This window comes from Streptomyces sp. JLYT201 (assembly GCF_059448825.1).
Map to the genome: position 1 here is coordinate 5,933,837 of NZ_CM182551.1, position 15,754 is coordinate 5,949,590.

Here is a 15,754-nt window from a genome sequence, read left to right on the forward strand (position 1 = left end):
TCAGATCCTGGAGTTGGGGGGAGTGCGCTGCGACAGGAGCGCGGCGGTCTGCGCGACCCCGGAGTCCTCGGCCCCGGACACACGGGTGCCCTCGGGCCCCGCCGCCGGCGTGGGGTGCCGCTCCGGGAGCGCCACGACCGAAGGTAGTGGGATCTTCGCCCCGAACACCACCCGCCGCACGACACGCTCCGCGGCACTCCCGTCGTCGTAGGGGCAGAACCGCTCCCGGAAGGCCCGCCGCAGCTGGGCCGAGCGCGAGCCCCGCCAGTGCCCCGACGCGAAGATGTCGGCCAGCTCGTCCTCGCCGCGCGCCACCGCGCCCGGCGGGAAGGCACGCACGTCGAAGTAGGTGCCGCGGGCCGCCTCGTACGCCTCCCAGTCGTCGGCGTGCAGGACGATCGGCCGGTCCAGGTTGGCGTAGTCGAACATCAGCGACGAGTAGTCCGTGACCAGCGCGTCCGCGGCCAGGCACAGCCGCCCCGGGTCCGGCTCGCCGGACACGTCGACCCACCGCCCGGTGAGGTCGTCGGGCAGCGGCTCCGCGTCGACGTGGGGGGCGCGCACCAGGACCGTGAAGCGGGGGCCGAGGCGGCGGAGCAGCCGCTCCAGGTCGACGCCGAGCCGCTGCGTGCGCCGGTAGTCGCGGTGCTCCGGCGCGTACAGGATCGCCGTCGTCCCCGGCCGCACGCCGAGGCTCTCGCGGATCCGCGCCACGTCGGTGGCGGTGGCGCGCTGGTAGCGGTCGTTGCGCGGACAGCCGTACTCCAGCGTCGTGTACGCCGCCGGGTACGCCCGCTCGCCCGCGAGGGTCGCGTGCCGGTTGGGGGACACGACGTAGTCCCAGGTGTCGGCGTCGCGCAGCCGCGCGTCGACGTCCGTGCCGCACGCGGCCGCCGGGCGCTCCAGGAGGTCGGCGCCCTCGTGCCGCAGGAGCGTGCCCGGGTGGACCCGCACCACGAGCTGCCCGGGGCGCTTGGCGAGCCGGCCGTCGAAGCCGGAGTCGCTCACCAGGTACGCGGCGCGCGCCAGGGCCGTCCACGCCGCGGCCGTGCCGGGCGTGAGCCTGCGGGTCGCGGTCGGCAGCGTGTGGTGGTGCGCGGGCGCGGCCAGCCAGGCGGTGCGCACGTGCGGCGCGAGCTCGCGGAACGCGGTTTCGAGGGCGCCCGGGTCACCGCCGTGCCCCCGCCCGTCGCCCGCCGTGAACACCGCGAGGTCCGCGCGCACCGGACGCCGCAGCTGGATCCGGTAGTGCAGCCGCAGCAAGGACTCCCGGGCCCGGCCGAGGGCTCCGGCGGAGTGCCGCACGGCAGCCCCGCCGAACCGGCGCACCGACCGCAGGACCTGGTACGCGCGGTGCGAGCCGAGCCGCACCAGGGCGTGCCGCAGCCGGGCACCCGCCCGCGGCCGGGAGCCGGGCACGCGGAAGCGGCGGTAGTGGGCGCGCGCCCGGCGCAGGAACTCGGCCCTGCTGCCGTGCGGCAGCCGCTCGGGACGGGAGTAGATGGTCAGGAAGTGGTCGACCATGCGCCGGAAGACCAGCGCCCGCCAGGCCTCCGGCAGGTGGGGGCGCGCGTCGAGGAACGCGAACACCCGCTCGTACTGGTCGAAGACGTCGAAGTGCGCGCGGCTCGCCGTGCCGAGGAGCCCGCCGCGCCGCCGCTGCCGGTAGCGCACGCACACCCGGTCGAGCGTCGCGATGGACTTCGCGGACATCATCAGCGGATACGTCCACGGCGCGTCCTCGTAGGTGCCGGGCGGGAACGTGAGGCCGATCCGCTCGACGAACTCGCGGCGGTGCGCCTTGTTCCACGCGACCATGAGCAGCCGCAGCAGGCCGCTCCTGTCGCCGAGTTCGAAGGGGGCGGGGCCGTCCTCGTCGAGGAGGTGCGCGAGCTGGTTGCGGACCCGCTCGCCCGTCCAGTACGTCCGCTCGTAGTCGTAGACCAGGACGTCGGGCTCGCCGGTCTCCTTCAGCCGGTCGGCGATGGCCTGGAGGGAGCCGGGCGCCATGCTGTCGTCGGCGTCGAGGAAGATCAGGTAGTCGCCGGTGGCGTGCTCCATGCCCGCGTTCCGCGCGCGGCCGAGACCCACGTTCTCTTCCAGGTGGACGGCCCTGACCCGGGCGTCCCGGCCTGCGAACTCGTCGATGATCGCGGCGCAGCCGTCCGGCGAGCGGTCCTCGACCGCGATCAGCTCCCAGTCCGCGAAGCTCTGTTCGAGCACGGACGTGAGGCATTCGTGCAGATAGGCCTGCACCTGGTACGCGGGGACGATGACACTGAACCGGGGCACGGCACATCCATGGGTCGGCGCGGGCACTCTGCCCGGGAACGCCCGGTGAGGTGATCTGGTTACGCCCGGGTCTCCCCATCGGGGGACGCCCGTCAAGCGGACGGAAAGGGGGCGGTCCGGTGCCGGACCGCCCCCTTCCGATCAAATCCCCGTCGCAGTAAGGCAGTTGATCATTTCGGCGCCGCCGGGTGCGCGGGCGCGTGCGCGTCCGCACTTGACGGCGCCCGCGCCACGGCCCCCGCCCTGCTTGACGGCGCCCGCGCCAGGCCCCCGCCCTACTTGACGGCGCCCGCCATCACGCCGGACACGAACTGCCGCTGGAACGCGAAGAACACCGCCAGCGGGATCACCATCGAGATGAACGCGCCGGGCGCGAGGATCTGCACGTTGTCCCCGAAGAACCGCACCTGCTGCTGGAGCGCCACGGTGATCGGCGGGCTGCCCGCGTCCGCGAAGATCAGCGCGATCAGCATGTCGTTCCACACCCACAGGAACTGGAAGATGCCGAGCGAGGCGATCGCCGGCGCCCCGAGGGGCATCACCACGCGGATGAAGAGCCGCAGCTCACCGGCGCCGTCCAGGCGCGCCGCCTCCAGGAGTTCGCGGGGGATCTCCGCGAAGAAGTTCCGCAGCAGGAAGATCGCGAACGGCAGCCCGAAGGCGGTGTGGAAGAGCACCACGCCCGTCGTCGTCTCGAAGATCCCGAGCTTGCCGAAGAGGTCGGAGACCGGGACGAGCGCCACCTGCACCGGCACCACGAGCAGCCCCACCACCCCGAGGAACCACCAGTCGCGGCCCGGGAACTCCATCCACGCGAACGCGTACCCGGCGAGCGAGCCGATCACCACGACCAGCAGCGTCGCCGGGACGGTGATGGACACGCTCGTCAGGATCGAGTCGGTGATCGTCTCGTCCTTCAGGAGGCTGGAGTAGTTCTCGAACGTCAGCTGCGACGGCGCCCCGAAGACCTTCCACCAGCCGGTCGCGCTCATGTCCTCCTTGGTGCGCAGCGAGCCGAGCAGCAGGCCGAGCGTGGGCACCAGCCAGAACAGGCCGACGAGGATCAGGAAGACCCGGACCGCGGTGCCGCCGAGCAGCCCCGCGATCCGCCCGCCGAGCGACTGCCGGGCCTTCACCACGCCCGCGTCCGCGGCGGCCCGAGTGTGCGTGCTCATCGCTTCGCCTCCCGCCGCAGCCGCCGCAAGTTGAACCACATCACCGGGATCACGAGGACGAAGAGCAGCACCGCGATCGCGCTCGCCACGCCGTCGTTCTGGTCCCCGAAGGCCGAGTTGTAGAGCTGGACGGCGAGGACGTTCGCCTCGTCCTTGGAGGAGCCCGGCGGGATCACGAAGACCAGGTCGAAGATCTTCATCACGTTGATCATCAGCGTGACCAGGACGACCGCGAGGACGGGCGCGAGCAGCGGCACCGTGACCCGGCGGAACACCTGCCACTCGTTGGCGCCGTCCACGCGCGCGGCCTCCAGGAGCTCGCGCGGCACGCTCGCGAGCCCCGCCGCGATGAGGACCATCGCGAACCCGGCCCACATCCACACGTAACTGCCGATGACGGCGGGCGTGATGAGCGAGGGCCCGAGCCAGTTCACGCCGTCGTACGGCTCGCGGAAGTTCGACGCGGGGTAGCGCAGGAGCGCCCCGTCGGCCTCCTTCGGCAGGGCGAAGGTGCCGTCGTCCGCCGCCGTCGTCGAGGCCACCACCTTGCCGTCCTTGACCGCCTCGATCCTGATGCCCGGGTAGCCGAGCTCGACGGGGTCGGGGGCGTTGACCTCGCCGCGGCCCTTGCCGCGGGTGAAGTCCTGCCAGGCCGTGCCGGTGACCTTGCCGGGGTCGGCCTCGGCGCGCTTCGCCGACGTGGCGTCGTCGGGCATCTTGTTGGGCGGCACGCCGGTCAGCGGCAGGGCCACCGGCTGCCCGGCGCGCACGGGCTCACGGGTCACGAAGGCGCCGCCGCCCGCCTCCTTCATCGGGGACCGCGCGGCCAGGTGCCCGCTCGGGAAGTGCGAGGACTCCACGAACGTGTCGTGCACGCCCACCCACACGGCGTTGACCACCCCGCGGTCGGGGTTCGCCTCGTACACGAGCCGGAAGATGATCCCCGCCGCCAGCATCGAGATCGCCATCGGCATAAAGATCACGATCTTGAACGCCGTGCCCCAGCGCACCCGTTCGGTAAGGACGGCGAAGATCAGGCCGAGCGCGGTCGCCACCGCGGGTGCGAACACCACCCAGATCGCCGTGTTCTTGACGGCGGTACGGATCCCGGAGTCCTCGAACATCGTCTCGTAGTTGTCGACGCCCGCGAAGTCGCCGCTCTTGTCGAAGAAGCTGCGCAGGACCGAGAACCCGATCGGATACAGCACGAGCGCGCCGAGCAGGACCAGGGCGGGCAGCAGGAACAGGGCCGCCACCGTCCTGCGGGTCCCGGTCACGCTCCTGCGGGGACCGGCGCCGCGCGGGCCGGTCGTGGACGTGTGCGCCGTCGGCCTGGCCGGGGGCACCGCTGCGGTGCCCCCGGCGTCCGGAGTCGTCATCGCCCCGTCAGCTCTTCGGGTACGCCTTGGCCGCCGCGTCCTCCAGCGTCCGCTGGGTGCCCGCGACGTTCTTCGGGTTCTTCAGGAAGTCCTGCAGCGCCTTCCACTCGCCCTTGCCCGGCGTGCCGCCGAAGGCCGGGGGCGCCTGGTCGGACATGTCGAAGCGGATGTCGTCGCCGGCCGCGATGAGCGCCTTGGCGATGCCGCGCTGCACGTCGTTGGGGTACGCGGCCAGGTCCAGGTTCTTGTTCGGCGAGACGAAGCCGCCCGCCTGCGCCCAGATCCTCGCAGCGTCCGGCGAGGCCAGGAACGTGAGCAGGGCCTGCGCGCCCTTGCCGTCCTTCAGCGCGACCGCGGCGTCACCGCCGACGACGGCGGGGGACTCGTCCCCGACCGCGGGGAACGGGAACACCTTCGCGTCCGTGCCGATCTTCGCCTTCGTCTCGGAGATCGAGAGCGACACCATGTCGCCCTCGAAGACCATGCCCGCCTTCGGCTGGTCGCCGCCGACGAACGTCTGCTTCACCGACGCCGGGAACTCCGTCTGCAGCGCGCCGTCCGCGCCCCCGGCGACGAACCCCTTCTTCCCGAAGAGCCCGCCGAGCGTCGTCAGCGCCTTCTTGACGGAGGGATCCGTCCACTTGATCTTGTGCTGGGCGAGTCGGTCGTACTTCTCGGGGCCCGCCTGCGAGAGATAGACGTTCTCGAACCAGTCGGTGAGCGTCCAGGCCTCCGCGCCGCCCACGGACACGGGCGCGACCCCGGAGTCGTACACCGTCTGGGCGGTCTTCATGAACGCGTCCCAGGTCTTGGGCTCGTCGACGCCCGCGTTCTCGAAGACCTTGGTGTTGTACCAGACCAGCGACTTGTTGGCCGCCTTGAAGTACACGCCGTACTGCTTGCCGTCGACCGTCCCGAGGTCCTTCCAGCCCTGCGCGTAGTTCTCGTCCAGCTCCTTCTGCGCCGCCGCGCCAAGGGGCTTGGCCCACTTCTTCGCCACGGCCTGCTGCACCGCGCCGACCTGCGGCAGCATCGCCACGTCCGGGGGCTGGCCGCCCGCCACCTTCGACGCGAGGAAGCTGATGATCGGCTCCTGCGCGGGTACGAACGACACGTCGGCGCCCGTCCGCTTCTCGAACTCGTCCAGGACCCTGAGGAACACCTTGCGCTCCGCGCCGCCCCACACGGCCGAGACCGACAGCTTCTGTCCGTCCAGCTTCGGCAGTCGAACGGTGGCCGCGGTCCCCTCCTTGCCGCCGCCCTTGCCGTTGCCGTCGTCGTCCTTGTCGTCGTCACCGCCGCACGCGGTGAGGCCGAGGGCGAGCGCGCCCACCGCCGCGGCGGCGACCATCCTGCCGGTCGTGCGTGTACGAAGAGTGCTGCGCATCACTGCCCCGTTCTCTTCCCCTGACAGTCCCGTTCCGGCCTGTCTACGCCCGGGGGCGTGGGGCGGCAAGACGGTCTACGGTGTCAAGTCGCCGATCGTGATGCCGTTGTAACGGCCCATCACCTCCCACAACCCCTCACCCACGCCCGGCCCCGGCCCGGGGGCGCCGCGCGCGGACACGGCGGGGCGCCGCCGGGAAGGGGCCCGGCGCACCCGGTGGGGCGCCGCCCGACGGTCAGAGCAGGGACGGCACTTGGTCGGCCGAGACCTCACGGGCCGCGCGGTCCAGGGCGCTGGCGAGGAGGGCCAGATCCGTAGGCCCGTTGCCCAGTTCGCGGACCGGGCGGCGGGTGGGGGGATCCCCCATGCGGTCCCACTCCAGGGGGACCACGGTGGGCCGCAGGGTCGCCGTACGGGGGATGCGCCCCGTGACCCGCCCCGCCTGGAAGGCGGTGACCCGCCCGTCACCCCCGCACAACACCCCGCGCCCGGGCGCCGGATCCTCCACCCCGCCCCCCGGCGCGTCCAGCGTGGCCCGAAGCCCGGCCCGCCGGCCCACCTCCGTCTCCGCCACGCGCTCGGCCCCCCGCACCGCGACCACCAGATGCACCCCGAGCCGCTCCCCGTCCCGGGCCACCGCGTCGAGCGCCCGGACGACGGACCCGGCGGCGGGCCGCCCGGGCGACCCGAGCGCGGGCGCCAGCAAGGAGTCGTAGTCGTCGACGACCACCACGAGCCGCGCGAGCGGCGGCCCCGGCTCGGGCCGTGCCCCGGCCCCCGGCGGCCGAAGGCGCAGCGTGGAGCTGCTCGGCACCTCGATGTCCCCGGCCCCCGGGCCCCCGCCCGCCTCGGCGTCCGGCGCCCCGCGGGGCGCCACGATCCGCCCGGCCACCACCCGCCCCGCGTGCCACTCGGCGAAGCCCTGCCGTCCAAGGAGCTCGGCCCGCCGCTTCAGCTCCGCGGTGAGGGACTGCGCGAACTCCCGCATCCGCACGGGGTCGTTGGCGGCGAGGTGGGTGCCGACGTGGGGGAGGTCCGTACAGGCCCGCAGCCCTTCGCCGGGCCGCTCGCCCGCACCGGTGCCGCCCGCCGTGCCCCCGTCCCGCCCGTCGACCCCGCCGTCGACGAGGACGACGCCGAGCCGGTCGGGCCGCTCGGCGGCGGCGAGGGACGCGGCGACGGACCGCAGCAGCTCCGTGCGCCCGCTGCCGGGCGGCCCCGCCACCAGCAGATGCGGCCCGTCCGCGGCGAGGTCCACCACGACGGGCCCGCGCGCGCCCGCGCCGAGCACCGCCCAGGCCCGCCCGCCCAGCGCACCCGCGTCGTCCCCGGCGGCCGCCCACCGCGCCATCAGCGAGGCGGGCGTGGCCCGGGCGAGCCCCAACTCGTCCAGGAGCCGGGCGGCTTGCGGCAGCGGCGCCGCCACGCGTGCGTGCCCGCCGCCCGCGCCGTCGGGCCGCAACGGGGCGAGCGCCCGCGCGAAGCGCTGCGCCCAGGCCGCCGACACGGCGTCCACCACGGCGACCGTGCCGTGCCCGGCGGGCTGCCCGTCCGCCGTGCGCAGCACTCGCAGGGCCGTCGCCACGTCACCGCTGAGCAGCGCGACCGCCCCGCAGGCGCGGAAGGCGGGCGACACCGAACACGCCGCCTCGTACGTCTCCGTCACCGGCGACGCGGGCGAGGCCGCGGCCGTCTCGGCCAGGCACACGACGTGGATCCCGGCCCTGCCGCCGTCCCGCGCGAGCCGCACGGCGGCCTCCCGCAGCGCGGCGGAACCGGGGTCGCCGTCCACGACCACCACCGTGCGCGGCCCGGACGCCTCCGGGGCTGTGTGCTCCTGAGCCCGCCCCGCCCCGCCGGGACCCGCGTCGGCCGTCTCCGGCTCGTCCAGGCGGCGCAGCAGCTCGGCCGTGCGCGCCGCCGCCTGCTCGCGGTCGTACGCCAGCAGCAGACGGCAGTCCTGGCCGTGCGCGGGCCGCAGGTGCGGCAGCCAGCCGAGCCAGGCCCACTCCGCGGCCCGCTCGCCCGGCGTCCGCGCCCGGTCCGTGCTGATCAGCACGATCTCCAGGTCCGTGGGGGAGTGCAGCGCGGCCAGCTGGGCGAGCACCGACCGGGCGAGCCCCGCGAGCCGCTCGCGCGGCCCGGCGAGACCGAGCGCTCCGGCCTCCCTAAGGCTCACCGTCACCGGCACGGCGGGCAGCAGCGCGCTCTGCCCGGGCGCCGCCCGGTCGACCGTGCCGAGGCGCACCGCGAGCGCCTCCGGGTGCGCGGGCCCGCGCTCCCACAGCCGCGTGCCCGGCCCGAGCGCCGTCAGGAGCAGCGCCGCCGCGTCCGGCCACACCTCGGGCACCGGCTCCGGGAGCGGCCCGCCGTCGCCCCACTCCTCCGCCACTTCGGGGCCCTCCGGCCCTTCGTACACCTCGTCGTACGCCCCGTGCTCGCGTGCCGTCTCCTCGCCGCGCCCGCCGGTCAGCCGCCGCGCCCACGCGGACAGGCCGCCCCGCTTGCGCGGGCCGCGCGGCAGGGGCGTCCCGCGCGCGGGGGTGCCGGTCCGGTGCCGCTCGGCCTCGGGCACGCCGCCCTGCCGGGGCACCACGGGGGACTCGCTGCCTCCGGAGGCACCCCACTCGGCCGTGCCGTACGCGTGCTGCGTCACGCCCTCTTCGGGGACGGCGGGAACGGACGGACCGGACGACGACCCGAGGAGGTCGGGTGCGGCGGCCGGGCCGGGCACGGTGGACGCGGCACCCGGTGAGGGCGAGGAGCCGGGCGCCGCGGCGCCTCCCGCGACGCGGGCACCCCATGCGCCGCGCAGCTCCCCGACGCCCCTCGCCGTCGCCCCGTCCCCTCCTGCCGCTCCTCCTGCTCCTTCCGCGGTGACCCGCACGCGCACGTGCCCCTCGCCGTCCGCCGCGGTGTCGAGCACGCCGCCCATGCCGCTGCCCGTGGTCAGCCGGAGCACGGACTCGCCGATGCGCAGGAGCGAGCCGGAGGCGAGCCGCACCGGCCGGTCGGTGAGCACGCGGCCGTCCACCGCCGTGCCGTTCGTCGAGCCGAGGTCCGTGACCGTGACCCGGCCGTCCGGGTCGAGCGTGACCGCGCAGTGCAGCCGGGACACGTCCGGGTCGTCCAGGGGGACGTCGGCCTGGGCGGAGCGGCCGACGCGGATCTGGCCGCCGTGCAGCAGGTGCACGCCGCCCGCGTCGGGACCGGCGACGACGTGGAGCTGGGCGGCGGCGTCCGCGAGCTCGGGGCCCGGCTCGGCGGGGGTGCCCACGCACAGCACCGCGCCGTCGACGAGCGGGGGCTCGCCGAGCGTGCAGCGCTGGAGGTCGAGCCGCTCCGACTCCGCGTAAAGGACGGCGGGGCCCTCGCCCGCGGCGACGGCGGCGGCGAGGCCGGAGGCGACGGCGGCGAGCGCGGTCCCGGCGGGCGCGGTGACCAGTACGTCGCAGGCCGTCGCGGGGCGTCCCCCCGGCTCGGCGGTCTGGCCGCCACGCGGCCCGAGGACGGTCAGCCGGATCTGCATGCCGTCAGCGGTCCCTTCTGCGCTGGGCGCCCGGCACGGGGACTCGCGCTGTGATTCCCCCCACCGCACACGGGCACGTCGGCCAGTACTGGAGCATCCTCGCACCTGCCACTGACAACACGCCCGCCCCCCACCCGTAAGTGATCTTGATTGGTCGCCTCTGTACGGAAACGTGCCCGGAAAAGTGCGGGAAGCGGGCCAGAAGGAAAATCGTCACCCCCGGAGGGCGCGCGCCTCCGTCGAGCCCCTGTCGAATCCCTACGGGAGCCCCGCCCGGGGCCCCTTTCACACCCCGGTCCGAGGCCGTCGGCAACCAACGGCCCTGGTAGCGCGTCTTCCCTGCGAACAAAGGTCCGCACGGGCGGCGTCCCCTGGCAAGATCGTCGTCCGGCGCCCCGCCCGGCGGCACTACAGTGGGTCGGAACGCCCATCGCGGCGAGGGCCGACCGGGATCCCCGGGTCACCGGGAGCCCGAGGACCACAGATCCAGACCGATCCAGCAGGGAGCGCATGACGTGCGGCCGGTAGGCAGCAAGTACCTGCTCGAGGAGCCGCTCGGGCGCGGCGCCACGGGCACCGTCTGGCGAGCCCGCCAGCGGGAGACCGCGGGTGCCGAGGCGGCCGTCCCCGGCCAGCCCGGCGAGACCGTCGCGATCAAGGTCCTCAAGGAGGAGCTCGCGAACGACGCGGACGTCGTGATGCGCTTCCTCAGGGAGCGCTCCGTCCTGCTCCGGCTGACGCACCCGAACATCGTCCGCACCCGCGACCTCGTCGTCGAGGGCGATCTGCTCGCCCTGGTCATGGACCTCATCGAGGGCCCGGACCTGCACAAGTACCTGCGCGAGAACGGGCCGTTCAGCCCGGCCGCCGCCGCCCTGCTCACCGCGCAGATCGCCGACGCGCTGGCCGCGAGCCACGCCGACGGCGTCGTCCACCGCGACCTGAAGCCCGCGAACGTCCTGGTCAAGCAGGATGCCGACGGTATGCACCCGATGCTCACGGACTTCGGCATCGCCCGTCTCGCCGACTCCCCGGGCCTCACCCGCACCCAGGAGTTCGTCGGCACGCCCGCGTACGTCGCGCCGGAGTCCGCCGAGGGCCGCCCGCAGACCAGCGCGGTCGACATCTACGGCGCAGGCATCCTGCTGTACGAGCTGGTCACCGGGCGCCCGCCGTTCGCAGGCGGCTCCGCGCTCGAGGTCCTGCACCAGCACCTGAGCGCCGAGCCGCGCCGCCCCTCCACCGTCCCCGACCCCCTGTGGACGGTCATCGAGCGCTGCCTGAGCAAGGACCCGGACCGCCGCCCCAGCGCCGAGAACCTGGCGCGCGCCCTGCGCACCGTCGCCGACGGCATCGGCGTGCACGCCTCCGCCGCGCAGATCGCCGCCGCCGAGGGCGTCGCCGCCCTGCTCGCGCCCGACCCGGCGCCCGCTCCGGTGCCGGGCGCCCCCGGCGCGGCCGACCCCACCCAGGTCCTGCCGAACACCTCGGGCGCCCCGGGCGCCTACGACCCGGCCGCGCCCACCAGCGTCATGCCGCACACCGGCGGCCTCCAGGGCGCCGACGCCACGGCCGTCATGCCGCCCGTGGGCCCCGGTCAGGGCCCGGACGACCCGCACCCCTGGCAGAGCCAGATGCGCGCCGCCCGCGACCGCAACGACCAGACGCAGGTGCAGTACCTGGACCCCAGCCAGGACCCGCTGCGCCGCCGGCCGCAGCGCCAGGTCGCCCGCCCCCAGCAGCGACCGCCGCAGCAGCCGCAGCCGTACGCCCCCCAGCACCAGCCGCAGCCGTACCCCCCGCAGCAGCAGTACGCGCCGCAGCACCAGCCCCAGCCCTACGCGCCGCAGCAGCCGCAGCAGTACGCGCCCCCCGCGCCCGCTCCGGCTCCCCAGCAGCCGCAGCCCGAGCCGCCCCGGCAGCGCCGCCAGCGCAGCGCGAACCCGACGAAGATCCCGGGCCTCGGCTGCCTCAAGGGCTGCCTGGTCGTCCTCGTCATCCTGTTCGTCGCGAGCTGGCTGGTCTGGGAGCTGAGCCCGCTCCAGGACTGGATCGGCACGACGAAGGGGTACTGGGACCAGCTCCAGGACGTCTGGGACAAGCTCTCGGAGTGGAGCTCCAAGATCAACGGCTGAGCCCGTGGCGATCGACGGCTGAGCCCGCGGCCCGGACCCCTTCCGGGCCGCCGTACGGCAACATCCTCGCGACCTAGGGGATTTGTCGACATCTGAGGGGTGATTTCCGCTCCCGGAGTGAAGGTTGGTGTCACGGACGCGTACTTTTGACGCCAACACACATCCGTAGGAGCAGTCTTGGCACGCAAGATCGGCAGCCGGTACACCGCCCATCAGATCCTGGGCCGTGGCAGCGCCGGCACGGTGTGGCTGGGCGAGGGGCCCGAGGGGCCCGTCGCCATCAAGCTGTTGCGCGAGGACCTGGCCTCCGACCAGGAGCTCGTCGGCCGCTTCGTCCAGGAGCGCACGGCCCTGCTGAGCCTCGACCACGCGCGCGTGGTGGGCGTCCACGACCTGGTGGTCGACGGCAACGACCTCGCGCTCGTCATGGACCTCGTCCGCGGCACGGACCTGCGCACCCGTCTGGAGCGCGAGCGCCGCCTCGCCCCCGAGGCCGCCGTGGCCATCGTCGCGGACGTCGCCGACGCCCTGGCCGCCGCGCACGCCGCCGGAATCGTGCACCGCGACGTCAAGCCCGAGAACGTCCTCCTGGACATGCAGGGTCCCCTCGGCCCCGGCGGCTCCCACCCCGCCCTCCTGACGGACTTCGGCGTCGCCAAACTCATCGACACCCCGCGCCGGACCCGGGCCACGAAGATCATCGGTACGCCGGACTATCTGGCGCCCGAGATCATCGAGGGCCTGCCCCCGCGCGCGGCCGTCGACATCTACGCCCTCGCGACCGTCCTCTACGAGCTCCTCGCGGGCTTCACCCCCTTCGGCGGCGGCCACCCCGGCGCGATCCTGCGCCGCCACGTCACCGAGACCGTCGTGCCCCTGCCCGGCATCCCCGAAGAGCTCTGGCAGCTCATGGTCCAGTGCCTGGCCAAGGCGCCCGCGTCCCGGCTGCGCGCCTCCGAGCTGGCGGCCCGCCTGCGCGAACAGCTCCCGTTGCTCGCGGGCATCCCGCCCCTGGACGTCGACGAGCCGGACGCGGAGCCGCAGGGCGCCGAGGCGCGCGAGGAGGCACCACCGGAGCCCCGGCCGCGCGCCCCCCGGCGCGGCGCCGTCCCCCTGGTCCCCGGCGCCACCCCCGCCGACGCCAACCGCGACACCCACACCTCCATGCGCGTCCCCGGCCCCGAAGAGCTGGCCGGAGGCGCCCTGGGCACCGCCCGCGTCCCCCGCGCCACCGGCACCGCCCGGCCCGGCTCGGCCCGCCACCGCTCCACGACGCGGCGCCGCCGGATCGCCCTCGGGGTGGCGGGGGCGGCCCTGGCCGCCGCGATAGGCGCAGGCGCCTGGTACGCCACCACGGACGACCCCCCACCTCCCACCCCCAAAACCACGGCCCCCCCGATCCCCTGACCCCTACCTGCTGCCCAGCACACCGCCCCGGGCCCCTGCCCAGCCACCCCGCACGCCCCGGCCCCGCCCACCAGCGAGGCCTGGCCCCGCCTACCAGCGCGGCCCGGCCCCACCCACTAGCGCGGCCTGGTCCCGCCCACCCGCCCCCACCCGTGGTGACCCCGGGCCGCCCAGCCCCCGGGCCCGGCACCTCACACCGCCCCCGACCACGGCCACGCCACCCCTGCCCACCCCACCCGCAGCGCCCAGCGCGCACTCGCCCGTGCCGAGCCCCGTGCCCCGCGCGCCCTGGTCCCGCCGCCCGCCCCCGCCCCGGGCACCCACGTGGGCACTCCCACTGGCTCAGCCGGAAGCCCCGCCCCGGGCCCCGGCCCGGCCCGCAGCGTCCAGCGAGCACCGGCCCCCGCACCGGCCCCCGTGCCCCGCGCGCCCCGGTCCCGCCGCCCGCCCCCGCCCCGGGCACCCTCACCGGCTCGGCCGGAAACCCCCTCCGGGCCCCTGCCCGGCCTACCCCACCCCCAGCACCCGGCGCAGTCGCCCCACACCAGCCCCCGCGCCCCGCTCACCCCGCCCCAGGCACCGGCGAGGGCGTTCCCATCGGCTCGGCCGGAAGCCCCGCCCCGGGCCCCGGCCCGGCCCGCAGCGCCCAGCGAGCACTGGCCTCACACCGGCCCCCGTGCCCCGCGCGCCCCGGTCCCGCGCCCTGCCCCCGCCCCAGGCACCCACGAGGACACTCCCACCAGCTCCACCCGAAGCCCCGCCCCGTGCAGAGGCCCACCTCCAAAGCCGGGGAGATTCGGGTGGGAGGGTGGGCAAGCCCGCCGCGGCAGCGGCGGGGGAGCGGACGACGGCGGCCGCGGCGCCCCGCGTCGGGGCCGGGCGGGCGAAGCCGGGGAGTGACGGGTGGGCGGGCGGGGAGCATCACCGCGGTAGGCAGGGAGCACCGCCGCGGTAGGCGGGGAGCGCCGCCGCGGTGGCGGCGGAAGGGCACCAGGGGCCGCGGGCCCGATCGCCCCGCGCGGAGGGCCCCGGCCCGCCGGACCCGGGCGGGCGGGAGGGCCGGGGCGGGGAGGCCCGGCCGGGCTCCGGCGCAGGCCGTCGCAGGGGGCGTCCCGCCCCACAGGGGGGAGGGACGCCGGCCGCAGCCGTTACGCTGGTGTCGTGGCAGTCGTCGACGTATCCGAAGAGCTCAAGTCCCTCTCCTCGACCATGGAGTCGATCGAGGCCGTCCTGGACCTCGACAAGCTGAGGGCAGACATCGCCGTGCTCGAGGAGCAGGCGGCCGCGCCGTCGCTCTGGGACGACCCGGACGAGGCGCAGAAGATCACCAGCAAGCTGAGCCACCTCCAGGCGGAGGTGCGCAAGGCGGAGACCCTGCGCGGGCGCATCGACGACCTGGGCGTTCTCTTCGAGATGGCCGAGGAGGAGGACGACCCGGACACCCGCGCGGAGGCCGAGTCGGAGCTCACGGCCGTCCGGAAGGCCCTGGACGAGATGGAGGTCCGCACCCTCCTCTCCGGTGAGTACGACGCCCGTGAGGCCCTGGTCACGATCCGCGCGGAGGCCGGCGGCGTCGACGCCTCGGACTTCGCCGAGAAGCTCCAGCGCATGTACCTGCGCTGGGCGGAGCGCCACGGCTACAAGACGGAGCTGTACGAGACGTCGTACGCGGAAGAGGCCGGCATCAAGTCGACCACCTTCGCCGTCCAGGCGCCGTACGCGTACGGCACGCTCTCCGTGGAGCAGGGCACGCACCGCCTGGTGCGCATCTCGCCGTTCGACAACCAGGGCCGCCGTCAGACGTCCTTCGCGGGCGTCGAGATCCTGCCCGTGGTCGAGCAGACCGACCACATCGAGATCGACGAGAGCGAGCTGCGCGTCGACGTGTACCGCTCCTCGGGCCCCGGCGGCCAGGGCGTCAACACGACGGACTCCGCGGTCCGCCTGACCCACCTCCCCACCGGCATCGTCGTCTCCTGTCAGAACGAGCGCTCGCAGATCCAGAACAAGGCGACCGCGATGAACGTCCTCCAGGCGAAGCTGCTCGAGCGCCGCCGCCAGGAGGAGCAGGAGAAGATGAACGCCCTCAAGGGCGACGGCGGCAATTCCTGGGGCAACCAGATGCGTTCGTACGTCCTGCACCCGTACCAGATGGTGAAGGACCTGCGGACGGAGCACGAGGTCGGCAACCCGGACGCGGTGTTCAACGGCGAGATCGACGGCTTCCTGGAGGCCGGAATTCGCTGGCGCAAGCAGCAGGAGAAGTAATTTCGGCTCTTTGTCGACATGGCGGGGTCCCCGCCGGGTCGTCGGGCACCCCGAGGAATTCACGGCAACCGCGGTCCACAGGGCCGCGGTTGCCGCGTTCTGTGGGGCAGTTGTGGGCCCCTCGCGTCTTTCCCGCGCCCTTTCGTCACAGTCGCATGTCCGCTCGACGGTCAACTGAGCGC

8 protein-coding genes are annotated in these 15,754 nt (G+C 74.9%); 3 read left to right on the forward strand and 5 right to left on the reverse strand.

Annotation, left to right across the window (positions count from 1 at the left end):
* From AC5WAM_RS24835 to AC5WAM_RS24855, 5 genes are all read right to left on the reverse strand, one after another.
* Positions 1–2,292, reverse strand: a complete 2,292-nt coding sequence (locus AC5WAM_RS24835) for a bifunctional glycosyltransferase/CDP-glycerol:glycerophosphate glycerophosphotransferase (protein WP_495518846.1) — start codon at positions 2,290–2,292, stop codon at positions 1–3.
* A 275-nt stretch (positions 2,293–2,567) separates the two neighbouring features.
* On the reverse strand, positions 2,568–3,467 hold the full coding sequence (locus tag AC5WAM_RS24840; protein ID WP_495518847.1) for a carbohydrate ABC transporter permease: 900 nt from the start codon (positions 3,465–3,467) through the stop codon (positions 2,568–2,570).
* A complete protein-coding gene (locus tag AC5WAM_RS24845) occupies positions 3,464–4,744 on the reverse strand; it encodes a carbohydrate ABC transporter permease (RefSeq protein ID WP_366795453.1) in 1,281 nt (426 codons plus the stop codon). The genes AC5WAM_RS24840 and AC5WAM_RS24845 overlap by 4 nt, the downstream gene beginning before the upstream one ends.
* Before the next feature lie 109 nt (positions 4,745–4,853).
* Entirely contained in the window at positions 4,854–6,233 is a 1,380-nt protein-coding gene (locus AC5WAM_RS24850) for an ABC transporter substrate-binding protein (protein WP_495518848.1), read from the reverse strand.
* 235 nt (positions 6,234–6,468) lie between these two features.
* Positions 6,469–9,762, reverse strand: coding sequence for an FHA domain-containing protein (locus AC5WAM_RS24855; protein WP_495518849.1), 3,294 nt, complete (start codon positions 9,760–9,762; stop codon positions 6,469–6,471).
* 515 nt (positions 9,763–10,277) lie between these two features.
* On the opposite strand from AC5WAM_RS24855, the gene AC5WAM_RS24860 reads away from it, so the two are divergent.
* The 3 genes from AC5WAM_RS24860 to prfB all read left to right on the forward strand — a co-directional run bounded on the left by AC5WAM_RS24860 (position 10,278) and on the right by prfB (position 15,572).
* A complete protein-coding gene (locus AC5WAM_RS24860; protein ID WP_495518850.1) occupies positions 10,278–11,897 on the forward strand; it encodes a serine/threonine-protein kinase in 1,620 nt (539 codons plus the stop codon).
* 177 nt (positions 11,898–12,074) lie between these two features.
* A complete protein-coding gene (locus tag AC5WAM_RS24865) occupies positions 12,075–13,304 on the forward strand; it encodes a serine/threonine-protein kinase (protein WP_366795420.1) in 1,230 nt (409 codons plus the stop codon).
* Between the two features lie 1,161 nt (positions 13,305–14,465).
* The gene (prfB, locus tag AC5WAM_RS24870) at positions 14,466–15,572 is read left to right on the forward strand and encodes a peptide chain release factor 2 (RefSeq protein WP_495518851.1); all 1,107 of its coding nucleotides are present in this window, start codon (positions 14,466–14,468) and stop codon (positions 15,570–15,572) included.
* Positions 15,573–15,754 lie beyond the last annotated feature (182 nt).